Source organism: Flavonifractor sp. An92, assembly GCF_002159175.1.
GTDB lineage: Bacteria > Bacillota > Clostridia > Oscillospirales > Oscillospiraceae > Pseudoflavonifractor_A.
Genome location: NZ_NFGZ01000003.1, coordinates 90,518 through 111,424, shown reverse-complemented (window position 1 = coordinate 111,424; position 20,907 = coordinate 90,518). Strand labels below are relative to the sequence as shown.

Sequence of the window (20,907 nt, the reverse complement as noted above, 5' to 3'; positions counted from 1 at the left end):
CGCTCCTTTACAGGCCCTCGGCCATTGCGCCGAGGAAGAGCCGCGAGAGTTTCAGAATGTCCTCCAGGTCCCGGATCGCACACACACTGGCCGGGGCGTGGAGATAGCGCACCGCGGCGGCGATGGTGGCGGTACGCACACCGGCCCGGGAGCGCTGGAACGCGGCGGCGTCATTGCCGCCGGAGAGGTAGTGCTTGGTCTGCCAGGGAATGCCGTTTTTCCGGGCCAGATCCCGCAGCAGGCGATAGTATTCCCGGTCGGCGATGGAGCCCATGTCCATGAAGGGCACCACCGGCCCCTTGCCGGGGAGACACACCTTCTGGTAGTCCTCCATGCCGGGCAGATCCGCGGCAGTGGTGGTCTCCAGCACCAGCGCCGCCTCCGGCTTCACTGAAAAGGCCGCGCCGAAGGCGCCCCGGTTCCCCACCTCCTCCTGCACGGCAAAGACGAAGGTCACGTCCAGGGGAAGTTCCTCCTCCAGCAGCTTCATCATCACCGCGCAGCCGATGCGGTCGTCCAGAGCCTTGGCCTTCAGCATGCCCTGGCCGAATTCCACGCAGTCGCTGTCAAAGACCGCGCAGTCCCCCAGGGACACCATGGCTTCGGCCTCCGCCTTGCTGCCCGCGCCGATGTCGATATAGAGGTCCTCCAGCTTGGGGACCCGTTTTTCCTCCTCGTCGCTGACCAGGTGGTAGGCCTTCAGGCCGATGACACCGGGCACCTGATTGGGCCCGACCTTGACCGGCTTTCCGATGAGCACCCGGCGGTCGATGCCGCCCACGGTGGTCACCTTCAGATAGCCCTCCGGGGTGATGCGGCGGACCATCAGGCCCACCTCGTCCATATGGGCGCACACCACAAAGCGGCTGCCGGTGTTCTTCTTGCCCTTCTTAAAGACGATGAGGTTGCCCAGGGCGTCCACCCGCACCTCGTCGGCATAGGGGGCCACTCGCTGCCGGATGAAGTCCCGCACCGGCTCCTCAAAGCTGGATACGCCGCTGAGGGCACACAGCTCCTTCACCAGATTCAGCACAGGTCTCCCTCCTTTCCCAGCGCCCGCACGAAGGAGGCCAGCAGGCGGGCGGTCTGCTCCAGATCGCCGCTGTCCAGCACTTCAATGGGGCTGTGCATATACCGCAGGGGCAGGCTCACCACCGCGGTGGCCACCCCCTCCCGGCAGATCTGCATCTCCCAGGCGTTGGTGCCGGTGTGACCTCCCATGACCTCCAGGTCGTAGGGGATGCCCGCGGCCTCCGCCCGGCTGCACAGGAGCCGGGTCATCCAGCCGGTCATGTTGGGGCCCACCCCGATGGCCGGGCCGCCGCCCAGGGTGAAGCACTTGTCCTTGGGGGCGTCGGGGGTGGCGCCGTGGGTCACGTCCACCGCCACGCAGCAGTCGGGCTCCAGAGCGAAGGTGGCGCACAGGGCCCCCGCGCCGCTGATCTCCTCCCGGGTGGAGCCCATGATATAGAGGTCCACATCCAGTGCCTCGCCCCGCAGCAGTTCCGCGCAGCGCACCAGCGCCGTGAAGCAGGAGCGGTCATCCATGGCCTTGCCGCAGATCTTGCCGTGGCTCAGAGGGAAACAGCCGCCCCGGAACACCATGGGCGTGCCGATGGGTACGGTCTTTTCGGCCGTCTCCTGGTCCATGCCGATGTCCACGAAAAGCTCGTCGATGGGCACCGAGCGGTTCTCATCCCCCTTCTTCTGGACGTGGGGGGGCAGGCAGGCCACCACGCCGAAGAGGGGCGGCTCGGTGAGGACGGTCACCTCCCGGTCAGGCAGCATCCGGGGGTCCACCCCGCCGATGGTCTGGAAGCGAAGGAAGCCGTCCTCCACGCCGGTGACGATGAGGCCGATCTCATCCAGGTGGGCGTCCAGCAGCAGGCGCTTGGCGCCCGGCTTGCCGCAGCGGCGCACGCCGATGACGTTGCCCATCCGGTCCACCGTCACCTGATCCATCAGCGGCGCCAGCAGGCCCGCGGCGGTGCGGGCCGCCGGTCCTTCAAAGCCGGAGGGGGCGTTCTGCGCGCAGAGGGCCTCCAGCGTATGCAGTGAATCCATGTATCTTCTTCTCCCTTACTCCAGGCCGTTGACGATCTCTTTGAAGAAAGCGCCCCGCTCCATGAAGTTCTTGAATTTGTCGAAGGCGGCTCCCGCCGGAGAGAGGATCACCACGTCCCCGGGCTCGGCAGCCTTGTGCGCCGCCAGGACGGTCTCCCGGAAATCGTCGATCTCCACGATCTCCGGCGCGCCGGGGGCGTAGTTGGGAGAGGCCTCCACAGCGGCGCGGATCTTGGCGGCGGTGGCGCCGGTGAGGAAGAGCTTCTTCACATGCTCCACGATCTCCGGCCCCAGGGTGTCGAAGGGGATGTGCTTGTCGTATCCGCCGGCGATGAGGATCACCTTCTCCGGGAAGCAGCGCAGCCCCGCAATGGTGCGGGAGGGGCTGGAGGCGATGGAGTCGTTATAATACCGCACGTCCCGCAGAGTGCGCACCAGCTCGATGCGGTGCTCCACGCCCTGGAAGGAGGAGGCGAAGGCCCGGATGACCTCATCAGGCACCAGACCGTTCACCGCACCGATGGCCGCCATGTAGTTCTCCACGTTGTGGTCGCCGGGCAGCAGGATGTCCAGCAGCGGCAGCACCTTCCGGATGCCGTTGTCGTCAGACACCCAGATGGCCCCGTCCTCCACGAACACACCCTTCTCCAGGCGCTCCCGGCGGCTGAAGAAGGTGACCTCCCCCACCGCGTCGGCGGCAAAGCCCCGGGTGATGTCGTTGTCGTGGTTGAGCACCACCAGCCCGCCGGCGTTCTGGTGGCGGTAGATGTTCTGCTTGGCGGTGACATACTCCTCCATGGAGGTGTGGACGTCCAGATGGTTGGGAGCCAGATTGGTGACCACGGCGATGTCGGCGCTGCGGTCCATGGTCATGAGCTGGAAGGAGGACAGCTCCACCACCGCCATGTCCTCGGGGGACATGCCTTCGGCGTCCGCCAGCAGAGGCCGGCCGATGTTGCCGCCCACGTAGGTGTTGTAGCCCGCCTTCTCCAGAAGGCCCGCAATGATAGAAGTCGTGGTGGTCTTGCCGTCGCTGCCGGTCACCGCGATGATGCGGCAGGGGCAGGTCTGGAAGAACACCTCCATCTCGGAGGTGAGCACTGCGCCGTGCTCCACGGCGTCCAGAAGCTGGGGCACGTCGGGCCGCAGGCCAGGCGTGCGGAAAATCACGCTGTAATTCCGCAGGCCGTCCAGATAGTCCGGCCCCAGATGGAGCTCCACGCCCAGGCTCTCCAGCGCGGCGGCCTGGCCGTCAAACTGTTCCCGGGTGCGCTTGTCGCAGGCGGTCACTTTCACGCCCGCGCGGACCAGAAGCTTGATGAGGGGGGTGTTGGACACGCCGATGCCCACCACGGCTACCCGCTGTCCCTTCAGGCCGGAGAGATATTCCTTTAAGGTCAATTCCATAGACCGATTCCCCTTTCCTGTCTATGATAATAGAAGTAGTTTCCTGAACTGAGATAGTATACCCCATCTGTACCCAAATTTCAATCGGCGGACACCGGTCAAAAAGCCCCCGGAGCGTGCTGCTCCGGGGGCGCTGGGTCTCACTGGGGCATTATGCGTGGAAATCCTGCCCGTACAGGCCAGCCAGCAGGTCCACACAGCGCTCAATGCCCAGCACGCCGCTGTTGAGCATCAGATGGTAGTGGTGCGGGTCGCCCCACACCTGGTCGGTGTAGACCTGGTAGTACGCCGCCCGGCGCTTGTCCTTGTCCCGCAGGCGTTTCTCCGGATTGTCCGGCTTTTCGCCGTATTCCTCCACGATGCGCTTGGCCCGCACCCGGATATCTGCGTGGATGAACGCCGTCAGGCAGTCCTCCCGCTCCCGCAGGATGTAGTCGGCGCACCGGCCCACGATGACGCAGGGCTCCCGCTCCGCCAGGCTCAGGATCACCTTCCGCTGGGCGTTCCACAGCTCGTCCTGAATGGACAGGCCGTAAAAATCCTTCCCGGCGAACACGCCGCCCAGCCACGCGCCCCGGGGCGCGTCCTCCCCTCGCTTGGAGATGTACTCCCGGGCAAAGCCGGTCTCCATGGCGATCTTTCCGATGAGGGCCTGGTCATAGCAGGCGATGCCCAGTCTGGCCGCCAGCTGCTGGCCCACGGCCCGGCCGCCGCTGCCGTACTCCCGGCTGATGGTGACGATCCTCGTTTTCATTGCGCACGCTCCCTTTCCGGTCCCCTTCCCGTGGACCTGTCTGTGCCTGACGGAGGGCGTAGCTGCCCGCCGTGCTCTTCCGGGATGTCGCGATGCGGAGATGAAGTGCTGGATGCCGTTTTTCTTACTTCTGAGTTCAGTTTAACTGATTTTCCGACAACTGTCAAGAAATCCCGCCTGGATTTGTATCCGAATTGTAACTGGACAATCATCAACTTCAATTGTAGTATATAACTACCTACTACAAATGAAGTGAGTGATGGAAATGAAACGACTGCCCGATACCGAACTGGAAGTCCTGAAGGCCCTGTGGGCCTCCGGGCCCGACACCGCCCGGGCCGAGCTGGAGGAGGCGCTCGCCCCCTTCGGCTGGGCCTCCAACACGGTGAACACCTATCTGAAGCGCCTGGAGGAGAAGGGTTTTGTCTCCGCCCGCCGGGACGGAAAGAGCAACCGCTACACCCCCCTGGTGAGCCGGGAGGAATACCTGGCTTTCGACAGCCATGCGGTGCTCAATAAGCTCTACGGCTCCTCGCCCCGGAATTTCGTGGCCGCCCTGGCCCGGAACGGCCTCAAGCAGGAGGAGCTGGATGACCTGCGCTCCCTGCTGGACGAGTTGAGCGGAGGGGACCAGTGATGGACTTCCTGCTGGATCTGGCCGGGATCAGTCTGGGGGCGGGCGGGGTGATCCTGCTGCTGCTCCTGTTCACGAAGCTCACCGGCGGGCGCTATGCCGCCCGGTGGCGGTGCTGGGCCTGGGTGCTGCTAGGGCTGCGGCTGGCCCTTCCCTTCTCCCCTCCCCTGCCCGTGGAGAATACCGCACGCCCCGCCCCCATCGTCCTCTCCGCACCGGAAAACGCTGTCCTCTACCGCGCCGCCCCCACCGTCCAGGCACAGACTGGGCTCCAGCTCCCGTCGGCCTCTTCCCCTGTTCCGGCAACAGATCCCCCGGAAACGGAATCGGACCGCGGAGTGCAGACTGTCCCAGCCGCTCCGGAGGCGACGCAAACGGCCTTCTCCCTCACCCTGGGGGATGTGCTGCTGGGGGTTTGGCTCCTGGGTGCGGTGGGCGTGCTGGTGTGGAATGGCGCGGCGCACCTGCGCTTCTGCCGGTACCTGCGCCGGTGGAGCGCCCCCGCGGAAGACCCCCAGCTGCTTCGGGAGTACCAGTGGCTGGGAGAGCGCCTAAACCTCCGCCGGATGCCCCAGCTGCGCACCTGCGCCGGGCTCACCGTGCCCATGCTGGCCGGGGTGGTCCGGCCGGTCCTTCTGCTGCCCGAGGATTTTCCGCCCGGGAAAGCCCGGTGCTATTCCCTTCTCCACGAGCTCACCCACTACCGCCGCCGGGACATCTGGCTCAAAACCCTGATGGTTTGGGTGTGCGCCCTCCACTGGTTCAACCCCGCCGTCTGGCTCATGGCCCAGGCAGTAGAGCGGGACACCGAACTGGCCTGCGACGAGGGGGCCCTGAAATGGCTCTCCTGCGGCGAGCGGGCCGCCTATGGCCGGGCCATCTTGCAGGCCGCCGCGGCCGGAAAGGAGCTATGATCCTATGATACCTCCCAAGACCCCCTTCTCTACCCGCATGTCCGGCTCGGCCAGGGAGACCGAGCGGCGGGTCCGGGCCCTCTTTGGGGACCATCGCCGCCCCGCCCTGGCGTTGATGCTGGCGGCGGCGGGGCTCATCGCCCTGTGCGGCGCGCTGGTGTCCTGTCAGAGCACGCCCCCCTCGGTAGGCCTCACCATGGACACCCAGTACTATGACGCGCTGGGCAATTATGTGGAGATTCCCGCCTTTACCATGTCCAGCGGGGACCTCCCCGACGGGGCTCAGGCCGCCAATGACGCGCTGGCCGTCCTGAAAAGCCAGTACCAGGCCGTCATGGACACTCCCTATAACCAGGTGGGAGACAACCACTGTGTACTTTACCCCACCATCACGGAACGCTACGACAGTCTGGTCTTTTACCTGGACTCCTCCAGCTCCGGAAACGACGGCGACGTGTATACCCTCACCTACGACCGGCAGGAGGACCGGCTGGTGGACCTGAGCGATGCCCTGGCCCTGGCCGGGACCACCGAGCCCGAGCTGTGCCGCGGCGCGGAGGCCTTTCTGGATTCCACCCTGGACGGGGAGTACGCCCTGGCCGCCCGGGACGCGACCGTGACCGGCTTCCGCCTGCGGGAGGACGGCGGGGCGGACTTCTACCTCACCTGTCTGGTGGACGACGCCGACCCGAGTCAGGACGCCTTTGACGGCTGGCAGCACCTGCTGGCGTGCTCCGACGGCACCTACACTCATTACAACTGCCACGCCGGGAGCACGGACCCCAACGCCCTGCTGGTCCCCGCGGAGGAGCTGACCGCCCTGGACGATCCCCTCTGGTACCAGTGGGGCCCAGCCGACGGTGAGCCCGAGGGCGGCTTCGCCCTCACCCACATCCCGGAGGAAGTCGAGGCGCAGGCCCAGGCCTATCTGGAGGAGCAGGGCTACTACGCTCCGCCGGACCAGACCTTGCTCTATGCCGCCTTTCCCGACCTGAGCGGGCTCTCCTGGGCCGAGGGCTGGGACGGCTACGACGCCGTGGAGACCTACCGCGTCCTCTACACCCTCCCTGACACCACCGCCGCCGCCCACCTGGTCTTTCTTCGCAAGGGAGAGGATTACACCTACCTGGGTGCCTTCTCCGACAACGAGTACCTGGTGGAACCCACCCGTCTGGCCTCTGTGGGGCCCTACAACGCACGGGTACGCGCGGTCCTGCTGGAGGCCGGTGTCCTCACCGATCTCCCAGACACCGCCGCCATGCTGCAGGACGCCCCTATGCCCCAGTCCGCCCGGTCCGTGCTTCTGACCTTCTACTACGACCAGCAGGGCGCAAGTAACTGGGGCGCGCCGGTGTTCTTCGCGGACACGCCGCCTCTCTCCGTGCCCGAAGGGTCCCTGCGCATCGACCGCACGGAATTTGTTGAGTTCTGCTTCCTCTATGAGGCTCAGGGCGTGTCATATCTCGTGGAAAAAAGCCGCTATGAAAACGGCGCCTGGACTTCCCTGGAACCCACCCAGGTGCTGCTGCGTCTCCAGATGGACGAGAGCTTCAGCACGGTTTCGGCGGAGGGTGCCCCCTCTGAGAACTCCAGCAACGCCCTGCTGGGGCAGGCCTACCAGCTGGTGGATGGCGAAGTTGCCTTCTGGCGTCTGGGCTATCCCATCCCCGCTGGGCCGGGGGCGAGCGGCATCCGGTTCATGATCGACCTGCCCTACGGCCGCATCCCTCTTGAGGACCGTACCCCCAGCAGCGAAGGCTATGCCTGGTATCGCCTGGAGTGGAGCGACTTTGTCGCCGTGTGCAGCATGAGCGAGACCGACTTTCACTCTCTGGACGATGTAGACACCTACTCCATCGAATCCCTCTCCACCACCCGGGCGGATATCGTCACCACCCGCGGCATCGGCATCGGCTCCACCCGGGCCGAGGTGGAGGCGGCCTACGGCGATCAACTCTACGACACGCCCTATTGGGACGACGCCGGCGACGACATCACCAACATCTACGACAAAACGGACGAATATCTCTGGTACTGCCGCCGCTCCGACGGCTGGGGAGCCGCCATCCTCTTCTATTTCACGGACGACGCCGTGAGCTGTATCACGCTCCTCAACCACAACGCATAAAAATATGGCCGGAGGCCCGTCATCGGGTCTCCGGCCATGTTCATTTGATTGGATTACTCGAACTCCACGGTGGCGGGGGGCTTGGAGGTGATGTCGTAAAGCACACGGTTGATGCCCGGCACCTCGTTGACGATGCGCACGCTGATGCGGTCCAGCAGCTCATAGGGGATGCGGGCCCAGTCGGCGGTCATGAAGTCGTCGGTGGTGACGGCGCGCAGGGCCACGGCGTAGTCGTAGGTCCGGCCGTCGCCCATGACGCCCACGGAACGCATGTTGGTGAGGGCCGCGAAGAACTGGTTCATCTTCTTGTCCTCGCCGGAGCGGGCAGCTTCCTCCCGGAAGATGGCGTCGGCCTCCCGCAGCAGGTCGGCCTTCTCCTTGGTGATGTCGCCGATGATGCGGATGGCAAGACCGGGGCCCGGGAAGGGCTGGCGCATGACCAGGTACTCGGGCAGACCCAGCTCACGGCCCAGCTGGCGCACCTCGTCCTTGAAGAGGAGGCGCAGGGGCTCGATGATCTCCTTGAAGTCCACGTAGTCAGGCAGGCCGCCCACGTTGTGGTGGCTCTTGATCACGGCGGCATCGCCGGCGCCGGACTCGATCACGTCGGGATAGATGGTGCCCTGGGCCAGGAAGTCCACGGCGCCGATCTTCTTGGCCTCTTCCTCAAAGACGCGGATGAACTCCTCGCCGATGATCTTGCGCTTGTGCTCAGGCTCGGTGACACCGGCCAGCTTCAGGAGGAAGCGGGTCTCGGCGTCCACCCGGACGAAGTTCATGGCCCACTTGGAGAAGGCCTGCTCCACCTCGTCGCCCTCGTTCTTGCGCATGAGGCCGTGGTCCACGAACACGCAGGTGAGCTGAGATCCCACCGCCTCGGCCAGCAGAGCGGCACACACGGAGGAGTCCACGCCGCCGCTGAGGGCCAGCAGCACCTTGCCGTCGCCCACCTTCTCGCGGATGGAGGCCACGGCGGTCTTGAGGTAGTCGCCCATGGTCCAGTCGCCGGCGGCGTGGCAGACCTCATAGAGGAAGTTGCGGATCATGTCCACGCCGTGCTGGGTGTGGTTGACCTCGGGGTGGAACTGCACGCCGTAAAAGCCACGGGACTCATCGGCGATGGCCACGTTGGGGCAGGCGGCGCTGTGGGCGGTGAGGGCGAAGCCCTGGGGCACCTTGGCCATATAGTCTCCATGGCTCATCCAGGAGATGCCCCGCTCGGGCAGGCCCTTGAAGAGCTTGCAGGAGGTGTCAAAGAAGGTCTCCGTCTTGCCGTACTCCCGGGCGGTGTCGTCCTGAGCGGCAGTGACCTCGCCACCCAGGGTGTGGGCCATGAGCTGGCAGCCGTAGCAGATGCCCAGCACCGGCACCCCCAGCTCAAAAATGGCCGGGTCCACGTGGGGGGCCTTCTCGTCATACACGCTGTTGGGGCCGCCGGTGAAGATGAAGCCGATGGGATTCATGGCTTTCAGCTCAGCCAGGGGTGTGGTATAGGGCTTGACTTCGCAGTACACGCTGCACTCACGCACCCGGCGTGCGATGAGCTGGTTGTACTGACCGCCAAAGTCCAGGACGATCACAGTCTGATGGGACATGAACTTGCCTTCTTTCTCGTGAAATCTCAACTTGCCCACAGGGTGGGCTACACATTTACGATTCAGAATACCATATCTTGTCCAAAAGTGCAAGAGTTCCTCAACGGAAGAGGAGGCCGGTCCTTCCCTCCGGGAATCAGATTGACAGCATTCGATTTATCCGGTATACTGATTCCAAAGACTGTCCGAAAGGGAGGTCAGCAAGTGGACACGTCCTATACGCAGGCCGCGCGGGTCTTTAAGGCTCTGTGCGACCCCAACCGGGTACGGATCCTGGAACTGCTGCAAACCGGAGAGGTCTGCGCCTGTGCGCTGCTGGAGCAGCTGGAGATCAGCCAGCCCACCCTCTCCCACCACATGAAGGTGCTGTGCGACTCCGGCCTGGTCACCGGACGCAAGGAGGGCAAGTGGATGCACTACTCCATCTCCGAGGAGGGGCGCAGCCAGGCGCTCTCGCTGCTGGAGCGGCTCACCGGCTCACAGGAATCACAGGAAAAAAAGGCCTGACACCAAGGTGTCAGGCCTTTTTTATGCTTCCGCGTCCTCTTCCAGGACGGACAGCAGTTCCTCCGGCGTCTCCCGGCAGAACACCGGGCTCTCTTCCACGCCGGTGGAGGAGACATATTTGGGGTCCATGGCGTCCCGCAGCCCGTCCCCCACGAACTGGAGGGCGAACACTGTCACCACGATGCAGATGCTGGGGGGCACCCAGATCCAGGGGCGCTCGGCAAAGACGGTGACGTTGGTGGCATACTGCACGATGTTGCCCCAGGAGGCCTGGGGGGTGCGGATACCCACGCCCAGAAAGCTCAGGCTGGACTCGGACAGGATGGCCCGTCCCACCCGCTGGGCCAGCGCCGCCCACACCGGCGAGACGGCGTTTGGCAGAACGTTGCGCCGCAGGATGGTGGCGGTACTGCCGCCCAGGGCCCGCACCGCCAGGATGTACTCCTGTTCCCGCACCGAGAGGGTATTTCCATACACCAGCCGGGCGATGGAGGTCCAGCCCAGTAGGCCGATTACCACCACAATGTTCCACACCGAAGCGCCCACCAGCGCCACCAGACACAGCACCAGCACAGTGGTGGGAAAGGACTGGAACACGTCGGCCAGACGCATGATCCAGAATTCGCAGGCGCCCCGGCGGTAGCCCGCCAGCAGCCCCAGCGGCACACCCACCGCCACACTGATGGCGGCGGCGGAAAAGCCCACCAGCAGGGAGATCCGCCCGCCGTAGACGAGGCGGGCGAACACGTCCCGGCCCACGTCGTCGGTGCCCAGCCAGTGCTCCCAGGAGGGCGGCGCCCAGAACCCGGCGACGCGGTCGGTAGCGTTGGGCTCCAGGCCCATCAGCGGGGGCAGCAGCAGGACCAGCAGCACTTCCGCGATCAGGATGCCCAGGCCCACCATGGCCCAGCGGTCCCGGCGGAACCGCTGCCAGGGGCCGGAGCCGCGTACCTTTTTCGCTCTCATACGCCGCCCCTCCCCTGCCGCACCCGGGGGTCCACCAGACCGTAGACCAGGTCCAGGAGCAGATTGGTGGAGAACACGGTCAGCGCGATGACCACCGTCACCCCCATGACCATGGCGTAGTCCCGGCTGAGGATGGCGGTGAACATGAGGCTCCCCATCCCCGGCCAGCCGAAGAGCCGCTCCACCACCACCGAACCGCCGATGATGTGGGGGATGTGGGTGAGCACGGTGGTGAGAATGGGGGTGAGGGACCCGCGGAACACATGGCGGACCAGCACCACCCGCCCCTTGAGGCCCTTGGCCCAGGCGGTGCGGATGTAGTCCTCACCAATGGTCTCCAGACAGGCCGCCCGGGTCTGCTTCACCAGCTCGCCCAGGTTGCTGATGCAGATCACCGCCGCCGGGAGGGCCAGATGGTACAGGAGATCTCCAAAGCTCCCCGACGAGCCGGTGGTGTACATCCGGGAGGCGGGCAGCAGGCCCAGCGTGAGGGAAAAGATGTAGACCAGCACCAGACTGAGGAGAAAACCGGGCACGCCGAAGCTCACCATAGAGCAAACAGAGGCCAGCTTGTTCCAGATTGAGCGGGGCTTCCACGCGGCCAGCGTGCCCAGCGGGATGGCCAGCAAAATGGCCAGCGCCACTCCGGTGCCGGTGAGGATCAGAGAGGGCCCCACCCGCTGGGCGATGCTCTCGGCCACCGGGCGGCCGGTCTGCCAGGAGAGGCCCAGGTCCCCGTGGAAGAGGTTCCCAAGCCACTCCAGATAGCGCACCGGCAGCGGGTCATTGAGCCCCAGGCGCTCCTCCAGCGCGGCCTGATCGGAGGAGATGGCGTTGCCCCCCTCCCCCATCAGGTCGGCGATGGTGCCGGGGGCGATGCTGAGAAAAATGAATACCAAAAGGGTAATGCCAAAAAAAACGGGGATGACGGTCATAAGCCGCCTGCGAACGTAACGAATCAATCTTGGTTCCTCCTGCACTTCCGGCTCCCCGGGTCACCCCGGGGAGCATGGGCCGCTCGCAACAGCCCTACGGAGGTCAAACTTGGGTTATTCCTTGACCCACTCCCACACGTTCTCGTTGGAGAAGCTGGCGGAGGGGTAGTCGATGCCGGAGACGGTGTTGGACTGGACGTGGAGGGCGGTGCCGAACCACAGGGGGATGAAGGGCCGCTCCTGGGCCAGATAGTCCTCCAGCTCCGCCAGAGCGGCGGTGCGCTTGTCCGGGTCGGTCTCGTTCTTCACCGCGGCGATGCGCTCCTCATAGGGCGCGGTGTCCGGCACACGGAAGATGTTATTCTCCGCGTTGAAGCGGCTCTCGGTGAACCACAGGGGCAGCGCGTTGGGGGTGTGGCTGGCGATGCCCATGTCGTAGGTGCCGTCGGCCATGCCGGCGAACATGGTGGTGGAGTCTACCGTCTCCACCTGGATGGAGAAGCCCGCCTCCTCCAGCTGCTGCTGCATGAGGGCGGCCAGGCCCTGGCGGTTGGAGGTACAGGCCAGGCTGTACGTGGTGCCGTCGTACCCCGCCTCGTCCAGGAGCTCCTTGGCGGCGTCCACATTGTACTCTACGTTATAGTCCCCGGCGTAGCTGGCGCAGGTGGGCAGCACCGACGTGCCGGTCACCGTTCCGTGGCCCTGGGTGGACTGCTCGCACAGCAGCTCCTTGTCCAAGGCGAGCTCGATGGCCCGGCGGATGCGGGCGTCGTCGATGGACTTGTTATTCAGCATCAGCTCGAAGAAGGTGTTGGGCACCGTGCCCTCCAGCACCTGGAACCCGGCATTTTCCGCCGTGGGCTGGTCGTTGGCCGAGACGCTGCCACCGATGGCGTAGTAGTCCAGATCCCCGGCGATGAGGGCGGTGAGGAGACTGTTCTTGTCCATCACCGTGATGTCCAGCTCGTCAAAGCCGGGGGCCCCCAGCTGATAGTCCTCATTGGCGGTGAGGACCATGGAGGAACCCATCACCTCCGACTCAAACTTGCAGGGGCCGGAGCCGATGGGAGCCGACCACAGGTCCATGGTCATGGTGTCCGCCGGGGCCACGTCCTCCATCAGGTGAGTGGGTAGCACATAGTACTCCCGATTGCGGTCCAGCAGGAAGTCCTCCGGGGTGGTGGGGGTCTTGAAGGTGAGCTTCAGGGTGTAGTCGTCCTCCGCTACCACGCCCACCGTCTCACCTGCCACGGCCACGCCGCTGGAGTCGGTGCCGGCCAGGACCGAGAAGGCCGAGCGGCCCAGGGTGGGACACTCCGGATCGGTCATGCGCAGGATGGTGTCCACCCAGTGCTGGGCGGTCACCGGGGTGCCGTCGTGGAAGGCGGCCTTCTCGTCCAGGAAGAAGCGCACCGAGAGCCCGTCGTCGGCGCTCTCCCAGGACTTGGCGGCCCGGGGGCTGAGGGTGCCGTCGGCGTGGACATAGGCCAGGCGGTCGTAGATCTTGTCATAGATCATGCGGGAGTAGTTGCTGCCCGAGGCGCTGTTGTAGGGCATGAGGGAGTCCCAGGGGTTGGAAATGCCGTAGCTCACCACAACAGGCGCGTCCGAGGTGGTCTGAGGCTGGTTGTCGCTGGGAGCGGGGGCTGCCTGGTTACAGGCGGTCAGGCTGACCGTCAGCGTCAGGGCCGCTGCCAGGGCGATCGGTCTCTTCTTCAAGTGATCCTTCCTTTCTCTCTTTGAAACAACAGGGGCGCGCGCCCTGCTCCCGGCAGGCGGGAGCCATGGGCGCGCGTCTTGCAGAAATCCACGGTTGGAGCTCTCGTTACTCCACCGTTACGGATTTGGCCAGGTTGCGCGGCTTGTCGATATCGCAACCGTGCATCAGCGCCACATAGTAGGCGAACAGCTGCATGGGCACCACCTCCAGCGAGGGGAGCAGCAGCGGGTGGGTCTCCGGCACGGTGAGGGTGTGGTCTACCACCTTGCCCACCGCCTCCTCCAGCGGGGCGATGGTGAGGCCCAGCACGTCGGCCCCGCGGCTCTTGACCTCCACCACGTTGCTCATGGTCTTTTCAAAGACCGGGCGGCAGCCCGCCAGAGCCACCACCAGGGTGCCCGACTCGATGAGGGAGATGGTGCCGTGCTTCAGCTCTCCGGCGGCGTAGGCCTCGGAGTGCAGATAGGAGATCTCCTTCAGCTTCAGGGAGCCCTCCAGACCCACGGCGTAGTCCAGATTCCGCCCGATGAAGAACACCGAGGGGTGGTTGAAGTAGATGGAGGCCAGATACTGGATCTGCTCCCGGTGGGAGAGCACTTCTTCCAGCTGCCGGGGCAGGTCCTCCAGCGCGGCGAGCAGCTTGGCGTACTCCTCCTCCCCGATGGTGCCCATGGCCCTGGCGAAGGCCAGGCCGATCAGGTCCACCACCGCCAGCTGGGTGGAATAGGCCTTGGTGGTGGCCACGGCGATCTCCGGCCCGGCCCAGGTGTAGAGCACTCCGTCGCTCTCCCGGGCGATGGAGGAGCCCACCACGTTGACGATGGACAGCACCCGGGCCCCCAGGCGCTTGGCCTCCCGCAGGGCGGCCAGGGTGTCGATAGTCTCGCCGGACTGGCTGATGACCAGGGCCAGGGTTTTCTCCGTGACGATGGGGTCACAGTAGCGGAACTCCGAGGCCAGAGCCACCTCCACCGGCTTGCGGAGGAGCCGCTCCAGCACATACTTGGCCGCCATACCCACGTGGTAGGAGGACCCGCAGGCGATGATGTAGATCTTGTCCAGGTTTTTCAGGTACTCCGGCGAGAATTCCAGCTCGTCCAGCACCACCTTTCCGTCCCGGATGCGGGGGGTGATGGTGTCCCGCACCGCCTTGGGCTGCTCCATGATCTCCTTGAGCATGAAGTGCTCGTATCCGCCCTTCTCAGCGGCGGAGATCTCCCAGTCCACGTGGCGGTGCTCCTTCTCCACCGGGCGGAGGTAGGCGTCGTACACCCAGCAGTGGTCGGCAGTGAGCTCGGCGATCTCCCCGTCGTCCAGGTAGCACACGTCACGGGTGTGCTCGATGACGGCGGTCACATCGCTGGCCAGCACGTGGAAGCCCTCGCCGAAGCCCAGGATGAGGGGGCTGTCCTTCCGGGCGGCGATGAGCCGGTCCGGGCAGTCGGCGCACAGGATGCCCAGCGCATAGGCGCCCCGGATGCGGTGGAGCGCCTTGGTCACCGCGTCCAGGATGTTGCCCTGGTAGTAGTACTCCAGCAGCTGGGCCACCACCTCGGTATCGGTCTCCGAGACGAAGTGGACCCCCGTGGACTCCAGGAATTCCCGGATCTCGGCATAGTTCTCGATGATGCCGTTGTGGACCACCGCAATGCGGCCGTTCTCACTGACGTGGGGATGGGAGTTGATGTCGGAAGGGGCGCCGTGGGTGGCCCAGCGGGTGTGTCCCAGGCCAATGGACCCGTTCAGCCCGCCGCGGGTCTCCACCTGTTCGGCCAGAGCCTGGATGCGGCCCTTGGTCTTGACGACCTGGAGGCCGTCCGATCCGTAGACCGCCACGCCGGCGGAGTCGTATCCGCGGTACTCCAGCCGGCGCAGGCCCTCCAGCAAGATGGGTGCGGCCTCTTTTCTTCCTACAAATCCCACGATTCCACACATATTCGATTCGCTCCCCCGGAACGGTCCATAGATTTTTATACTGGTGAGTTTAAAAACTATTCCACCACCATAACCGTATTATACCACAGAATCGCCCCTCGTAAAGAGGTTCCGTACGATTTCCTGTCTTAACTTTGGAAATCCGACCGCTCTTCCCGCGCCCGGGTGTGGGGCGGACGGCGGCGGCGCTGCCGCTCCTCCGGCGGGCGGGGCAAGCCCTCCACCAGCACGATGTCCGCCCCGATGCGCTTCACCTGCTCCCAGGCAAATACCCGCTCCGGCTCCCGGCCCAGCAGTCCCAACAGCCGCAGCCGCCCCGGCACCACCAGCGCGAGCACCTTGCCGCTGTCCAGGTCCACCTCCACGTCCCCCACATAGCCGTAGCGCATCCCGTCTCCCAGTCCGATGATCTCTTTGCAGCGCAGCTCCGTCACCCGCTCGCCCATGGCCCTCGCTCCTTTCCTCCGGCTGGCGACATTGTATGCCTCCACCGGCCCGTCCTATGCCCCTGCTTGCCTGGGACAGCGGGATGTGGTACACTGGACGAAATCAAGGGAAAGCGAGGTCTTACACATGAAACAAGCCGCATTCATCGGCACGGGCAACATGGGCGGGGCGCTGGTCCGGGCGGCCTGTCAGTCGGTGCCCCCTCAGGACGTCATCATCTCCAACCGCACCCGCTCCAAGGCCCTGGACCTGGAGAACGACACGGGCTGCACCGTGGCCGCCAACAACCTGGAGGCCGCCTGTGCCGCCCGCTACCTCTTCTTGGGCGTGAAGCCCCACATGATGCGCGCCCTGCTGGAGGAGATCGGCCCCGTCCTCACCCCGGGCCAGGTACTGGTGTCCATGGCCGCCGGCCTCACCGCCGAGACCCTGGCCGGCTGGGCCCCTCCGGGCACCCCCATCCTGCGCATCATGCCCAACACCCCCTGCTCCATCGGCAAGGGTATGATCGCCCTGTGCGCCGGTCCCAACGCCCAGGCCTCCCACCTTCAGGCGGTGGAGCACATCCTCCGCTTTGCCGGGCGGGTGGAGCGGCTGGATGAGGGGCTTATGGACGCGTTCTCGGCGGTAGCCGGGTGCGGCCCCGCCTTCGTCTATCCCTTCATCGAGGCCATGGCCGACGGCGGCGTGCTGGCTGGCCTCCCCCGGCAGAAGGCCATGGCCTTCGCCGCCCAGACCCTCATCGGCGCGGCCTGTCTGGTGCTGGAGAGCGAGGAGCACCCCGGCGCGCTGAAGGACGCGGTGTGCTCCCCCGGCGGCTCCACCATCGAGGGCGTGGCCGCGCTGGAGCGAGGCGGCTTCCGGGGTGTGGTCATGGACGCGGTGATCGCCGCGTGGAAGAAGAACACCGCCCTGGGCAAGCAGTGATGCTGGCGCTCATTACCGGCGGCAGCGGCAGCGGAAAATCCGCCTGGGCGGAGGGCCTCACTACGGCCCTCTGCCCGGGCGAGAAAATTTACTGGGCTACCATGGCTCCGGGCGGAGCGGAGGCAGACAAACGCATCGCCCGGCACCGCTCCCTTCGCGCGGGCAAGGGATTTTCCACCCTGGAGCGGCCCGGTATCCCGACTCCGGAGGAGATCCCCGCCGGGAGCACGGTGCTGCTGGAGGACCTCTCCAACCTCCTGGCCAATCTTCTCTTCTCCCCGGAGCCGCCCACGGACCCGGTTTCCGCGGTGCTGGAGGGCCTGAACACCCTTCTCCCCCGCTGCGGCCACCTCATCATCGTAAGCAACGAGATCTTCTCCGACGGCAGGTCCTACGACCCGGACACCACCGCCTTTGTGACCGCTCTGGCCGCCCTGAACCGGGAACTGGCTCAGCGGGCCGACCTGGTGGCCGAGGTGGTGTGCGGCCTGCCGCTGGTGCTGAAAGGAGCCCTTCCCCCATGCGAGATTCCTTCGTGATCGCCTTCTCCACCTACTCCCGCATCCCCATGCCCCGGGTGGAGTGGGGCGAGCGGGCCATGAAATACGCCATCTGCTTCTTCCCCCTGGTGGGGGCGGCGGTGGGTGTGTGCGCCCTTCTGTGGGTGTGGCTGTGCGGGGCGCTGGGGCTGACCGGGCTCCTGCCCGCCGCCGGGCTCACCGCTCTCCCCCTCCTCCTCACCGGCGGCATCCACATGGACGGCTTCTGCGACACGGTGGACGCCCTCTCCTCCCACCAGACCCGGGAGCGGATGCTGGAAATTTTGAAGGACTCCCACTGCGGGGCCTTCGCCGTCATCTTCGCCGGGGTGTGGCTGCTGCTGTACACCGCCGCCGTGCAGTCGGTAAATTCGCTGCGGGAGGCGGGCCTCCTGGCCCTGGGGTTTGTGCTCTCCCGCGCCCTCAGCGGTCTGGCGCTGGCCAACTGGAAGGGCGCCCGGCCCTCCGGCATGCTCCAGGCCTTCGCCGACGCCTCCCACCGGAAGGCGGTCACCATTACCATGGTGGTCTTTTTGGTCCTCTCCGCCGCCGGGATGCTCCTGCTCTCCCCCATCCGGGGCGGTGTGGCCCTGATTGCGGCGGGGCTGGCATTCCTCCATTATCGCCACATTTCCTACTCCCGCTTCGGCGGCATCACCGGCGATCTGGCCGGTTATTTTGTGCAGCTGTGCGAGCTGGCCGTGGCTCTGGCCCTGGCCTTCACCGCGCCGCTGGTTTGAGGTGATCCCTATGATGCTCTTTGTGGGCGGACAGGCCCAGGGTCAGGCGGAGTACGCCGCCGCCGTCACCGGCCACACCCCCGTACCCTGTGCCGCGCCGGAGGAGGCACTCTCCTCCTCTGCCATCGACCAGTTCCATCTCCTCTGCCGGGCCATTCTGGAACAGGATGGCGAGGTGAACGCTTTCGTAGACCGGCTGTTGGCTGAAAACCCCGGCGTGGTGGTGGTGAGCGACGAGATCGGTCTGGGCGTCGTGCCTATGGACCCCTTCGAGCGCCGCTGGCGGGAGGAGACCGGCCGGGCCCTGTGCCGTCTGGCCGCCGCCTCGGAGCGGGTGGAGCGGGTGTGCTGCGGACTGGGGGTGCGGCTGAAATGACGGAATTCCTCTTCCTCCGGCACGGCAAAACCGCCGGGAATCTCACCGGCAACTATGTGGGCTGCCGCACCGACCAGCCCCTGTGCCCCCAGGGGGTGGCCGAGCTGGAGGCCCTCCACCGCTATCCGGCGGACCGGCTCTATGTGAGCCCCATGCTCCGCTGCCGCCAGACCGCCGCCATCCTCTTCCCGGGGCTGGAACCCGTTGTGGTGGAGGACTTTCGGGAGTGCGACTTTGGGGACTTTGAGAACCGGAATTTTCACGACCTGGAGCACGACGGGGCCTACCGCGCCTGGGTGGAGGGCAACTGCGCCGGGCCCATCCCCGGCGGGGAGCACCCCGACCAGTTCATGGCGCGCTGCCGGGCCGCCTTCGCCCCTCTGCTGGAGCATCCGGCGGAGGGCGTCACCGCTCTGGTGGTCCACGGCGGCACCATCATGGCCATCCTCTCCGGCTTCGCCAAACCGGAGCGCACGTACTTCTCCTACCAGGTGAAAAACGGACGGGGCTACCGCTGCACACTGGAGGGCGGCGTCCTCACCGATGTGAAAATCCTCTGAGCGGAGGTTCAGCGACCCTTTCGTCATTCAGAGAAAGAACGCACTTTATAACCCTTCGAATTTCGGAAATTCTCACAAATTGTATCCCCGTTTTCTGGCAAAGTCTCTGAAAAATTTTTTCAAGATTCAAACTTATTGACAAACTGTGAACAAGTCTGTTATGCTTTCAGCAGACAGCTTGGGTTGTTACTGGAAACAGGCAAAACCAAGCCTTGAACGGAGTTCACGCACGACATAGGTTCGTGGGTGCCCCTTTCGAGGCTTGCTTTTTTTGTCCCTTTTTGCCGGCAATGACCGATCATGGCCCATGGGCCATGCGCTTTTCCCGGGGAAAAGCGGCCATCGGCCGAGCCGATTCTACGGAGGTGAGCCCGATGTCCTATCTCGTGTTGAAGACCATCAACAACAACATCGTCAGCTGCGTAGACGCCCAGGGAAAAGAGCTTATCATCATGGGGCGTGGACTTGGTTTCGGCGTCAAAAGCGGCGCACGGCTCAGCGAGGACCGGGTGGAAAAGGTGTTCCGCATGGAGGACCCCACCGAGGCCAACCGCCTGAAAAGCCTGTTCGCCGCCCTTCCCCCCGAGCAGATCCGCCTGTGCGCCTCCATCATCGAGTACGCCAAGGAGACTCTGGGCAAGGAGCTCAACGAGGGCATCTACTACACCCTCACCGACCACATCAGCTTCACCCTCCAGCGCATCCGCAAGGGCGTTCAGTTTTCCAACGCCCTGCAGACCGAGGTCCGCATCTTCTACCCCAAGGAGTACGCCGTGGGGCTGCACGCGCTGGACCTCATCGAGCAGCAGCTCAAGATGCGCCTGCCGGAGGATGAGGCCGCCACCATCGCCCTGCACATCGTCAACGCCGAGTACTCCACCTCCATCAGCGTGACCATGCACACCGTCCAGGCCATGCACGATCTGGTGGGGCTGCTGGACCAGTGGGAGGGGCTGAATGTGGACCACGGCTCGCTCTACTTCGACGAGCTGATCGTCCATCTGAAATTCGTCGCCCTCAGCGCCTTTTCCGGTCAGCCCAATGTGCGGGAGGAGCGGGATTTTGTCGCTCTGGTGCGGCAGCTCTTCCCCACGGAGTACGCCTGTGCCGAGGCTATGATCCAGTATCTGTCCAGGCAGAGCCATTGTCCCCTTCCGGATGAATGTATCGCCTATCTGTGCGTATACATCCACCGAATCACTACATGTTCGTCTGAGGAATGAAAGGAGAAAAGAGAAGTATGGGTTTTCTGAATAAGCTGTTCGGAGGCGGTTCCTCCGAGATCGAGCTGAAGGCCCCCGTGGCCGGCCAGGCCGTTCCGGTGTCCGAGGTGAGCGATCCCACCTTCGGTGAGGAGATCCTGGGCAAGGGCATCGCCATCCGCCCCACCGGCAACCAGGTCTGCGCCCCCTGCGACGGCACCGTGGACATGATGTTCGAGACCGGCCACGCCGTCAGCATGACCGGCGTGAACGGCGCTGAGATCCTCATCCACGTGGGTCTGGAGACCGTGTCCCTGGGCGGCAAGCACTTCACCGTCCACGCCGCCAACGGCGACTCCGTCAAGGCCGGTCAGCTCCTCATCGAGTTCGACCGGGAGGCCATCGCCGCTGAGGGCTTCGACACCATCACCCCCATGGTCATCTGCAATTCCGACAACTTCAAGGAGGTCAAGACCTACACCGGCGCCGCCGTGGCGGTGGGCGACAAGGTCATCGGCCTGGTGAAGTAATCCCCCTGGCACCACAGGGGCGCTGTG

Annotated in this window: 21 protein-coding genes; 11 read left to right on the top strand and 10 right to left on the bottom strand. The window is 65.1% G+C overall.

Annotated elements, in window-relative coordinates; translation table 11 throughout:
* Nucleotides 1–7: 7 nt before the first annotated feature.
* From B5G43_RS03605 to B5G43_RS03590, 4 genes are all read right to left on the bottom strand, one after another.
* Nucleotides 8–1,033 carry a M42 family metallopeptidase gene (locus B5G43_RS03605; protein WP_087259107.1) on the bottom strand — a complete coding sequence of 342 codons (1,026 nt, stop codon included), beginning with the start codon at nucleotides 1,031–1,033 and terminating at the stop codon, nucleotides 8–10.
* Nucleotides 1,027–2,064, bottom strand: a complete 1,038-nt coding sequence (locus B5G43_RS03600) for a M42 family peptidase (protein ID WP_087259106.1) — start codon at nucleotides 2,062–2,064, stop codon at nucleotides 1,027–1,029. Before B5G43_RS03600 ends, B5G43_RS03605 begins: the two co-directional genes overlap by 7 nt.
* A 15-nt stretch (nucleotides 2,065–2,079) precedes the next feature.
* Complete coding sequence (murD, locus tag B5G43_RS03595) at nucleotides 2,080–3,471, bottom strand: UDP-N-acetylmuramoyl-L-alanine--D-glutamate ligase (protein ID WP_087259105.1); 1,392 nt, start codon at nucleotides 3,469–3,471, stop codon at nucleotides 2,080–2,082.
* Nucleotides 3,472–3,622: 151 nt separating this feature from the next.
* Entirely contained in the window at nucleotides 3,623–4,225 is a 603-nt protein-coding gene (locus B5G43_RS03590; RefSeq protein WP_087259104.1) for a cytidylate kinase-like family protein, read from the bottom strand.
* Nucleotides 4,226–4,490: 265 nt separating this feature from the next.
* On the opposite strand from B5G43_RS03590, the gene B5G43_RS03585 reads away from it, so the two are divergent.
* The 3 genes from B5G43_RS03585 to B5G43_RS03575 are packed head-to-tail and all read left to right on the top strand — an operon-like array spanning nucleotide 4,491 to nucleotide 7,901.
* Nucleotides 4,491–4,862 carry a BlaI/MecI/CopY family transcriptional regulator gene (locus tag B5G43_RS03585; RefSeq protein WP_087259213.1) on the top strand — a complete coding sequence of 124 codons (372 nt, stop codon included), beginning with the start codon at nucleotides 4,491–4,493 and terminating at the stop codon, nucleotides 4,860–4,862.
* Entirely contained in the window at nucleotides 4,862–5,773 is a 912-nt protein-coding gene (locus tag B5G43_RS03580; protein ID WP_087259103.1) for a M56 family metallopeptidase, read from the top strand. The genes B5G43_RS03585 and B5G43_RS03580 overlap by 1 nt, the downstream gene beginning before the upstream one ends.
* A gap of 4 nt (nucleotides 5,774–5,777) precedes the next feature.
* A complete protein-coding gene (locus B5G43_RS03575) occupies nucleotides 5,778–7,901 on the top strand; it encodes a hypothetical protein (protein WP_087259102.1) in 2,124 nt (707 codons plus the stop codon).
* 53 nt (nucleotides 7,902–7,954) lie between these two features.
* Here B5G43_RS03575 and guaA read toward each other — a convergent pair whose 3' ends face one another.
* Nucleotides 7,955–9,496, bottom strand: coding sequence for a glutamine-hydrolyzing GMP synthase (gene guaA, locus B5G43_RS03570; protein ID WP_087259101.1), 1,542 nt, complete (start codon nucleotides 9,494–9,496; stop codon nucleotides 7,955–7,957).
* 204 nt (nucleotides 9,497–9,700) lie between these two features.
* Here guaA and B5G43_RS17675 point away from each other — a divergent pair, with 204 nt between their 5' ends.
* A complete protein-coding gene (locus B5G43_RS17675) occupies nucleotides 9,701–10,003 on the top strand; it encodes a metalloregulator ArsR/SmtB family transcription factor (RefSeq protein ID WP_242960440.1) in 303 nt (100 codons plus the stop codon).
* Between the two features lie 21 nt (nucleotides 10,004–10,024).
* On the opposite strand, the gene B5G43_RS03560 is transcribed toward B5G43_RS17675, so the two are convergent.
* From B5G43_RS03560 to B5G43_RS17950, 5 genes are all read right to left on the bottom strand, one after another.
* Complete coding sequence (locus tag B5G43_RS03560) at nucleotides 10,025–10,969, bottom strand: ABC transporter permease (RefSeq protein WP_087259100.1); 945 nt, start codon at nucleotides 10,967–10,969, stop codon at nucleotides 10,025–10,027.
* Nucleotides 10,966–11,931, bottom strand: coding sequence for an ABC transporter permease (locus B5G43_RS03555; protein ID WP_087259099.1), 966 nt, complete (start codon nucleotides 11,929–11,931; stop codon nucleotides 10,966–10,968). Before B5G43_RS03555 ends, B5G43_RS03560 begins: the two co-directional genes overlap by 4 nt.
* Before the next feature lie 87 nt (nucleotides 11,932–12,018).
* Nucleotides 12,019–13,623, bottom strand: coding sequence for an ABC transporter substrate-binding protein (locus tag B5G43_RS03550; protein ID WP_242960439.1), 1,605 nt, complete (start codon nucleotides 13,621–13,623; stop codon nucleotides 12,019–12,021).
* Between the two features lie 106 nt (nucleotides 13,624–13,729).
* Entirely contained in the window at nucleotides 13,730–15,559 is a 1,830-nt protein-coding gene (gene glmS, locus B5G43_RS03545; RefSeq protein ID WP_087259098.1) for a glutamine--fructose-6-phosphate transaminase (isomerizing), read from the bottom strand.
* A gap of 128 nt (nucleotides 15,560–15,687) precedes the next feature.
* Entirely contained in the window at nucleotides 15,688–16,005 is a 318-nt protein-coding gene (locus B5G43_RS17950; protein ID WP_087259210.1) for a YlmC/YmxH family sporulation protein, read from the bottom strand.
* A gap of 127 nt (nucleotides 16,006–16,132) precedes the next feature.
* Between B5G43_RS17950 and proC the strand changes: the two genes are divergently transcribed.
* From proC to B5G43_RS03505, 7 genes are all read left to right on the top strand, one after another.
* A complete protein-coding gene (gene proC / locus B5G43_RS03535) occupies nucleotides 16,133–16,933 on the top strand; it encodes a pyrroline-5-carboxylate reductase (protein WP_204244588.1) in 801 nt (266 codons plus the stop codon).
* Entirely contained in the window at nucleotides 16,933–17,472 is a 540-nt protein-coding gene (locus B5G43_RS03530) for a bifunctional adenosylcobinamide kinase/adenosylcobinamide-phosphate guanylyltransferase (RefSeq protein WP_087259096.1), read from the top strand. The genes proC and B5G43_RS03530 overlap by 1 nt, the downstream gene beginning before the upstream one ends.
* The gene (locus tag B5G43_RS03525; protein WP_087259095.1) at nucleotides 17,454–18,212 is read left to right on the top strand and encodes an adenosylcobinamide-GDP ribazoletransferase; all 759 of its coding nucleotides are present in this window, start codon (nucleotides 17,454–17,456) and stop codon (nucleotides 18,210–18,212) included. Before B5G43_RS03530 ends, B5G43_RS03525 begins: the two co-directional genes overlap by 19 nt.
* 10 nt (nucleotides 18,213–18,222) lie before the next feature.
* Nucleotides 18,223–18,588, top strand: a complete 366-nt coding sequence (locus B5G43_RS03520) for a bifunctional adenosylcobinamide kinase/adenosylcobinamide-phosphate guanylyltransferase (protein WP_087259094.1) — start codon at nucleotides 18,223–18,225, stop codon at nucleotides 18,586–18,588.
* Entirely contained in the window at nucleotides 18,585–19,148 is a 564-nt protein-coding gene (locus B5G43_RS03515) for a histidine phosphatase family protein (protein WP_087259093.1), read from the top strand. Before B5G43_RS03520 ends, B5G43_RS03515 begins: the two co-directional genes overlap by 4 nt.
* Nucleotides 19,149–19,522: 374 nt before the next feature.
* Nucleotides 19,523–20,371, top strand: a complete 849-nt coding sequence (locus B5G43_RS03510) for a PRD domain-containing protein (RefSeq protein WP_158097351.1) — start codon at nucleotides 19,523–19,525, stop codon at nucleotides 20,369–20,371.
* Between the two features lie 17 nt (nucleotides 20,372–20,388).
* Entirely contained in the window at nucleotides 20,389–20,880 is a 492-nt protein-coding gene (locus tag B5G43_RS03505) for a PTS glucose transporter subunit IIA (protein WP_087259091.1), read from the top strand.
* The last annotated feature ends 27 nt before the right edge of the window (nucleotides 20,881–20,907 follow it).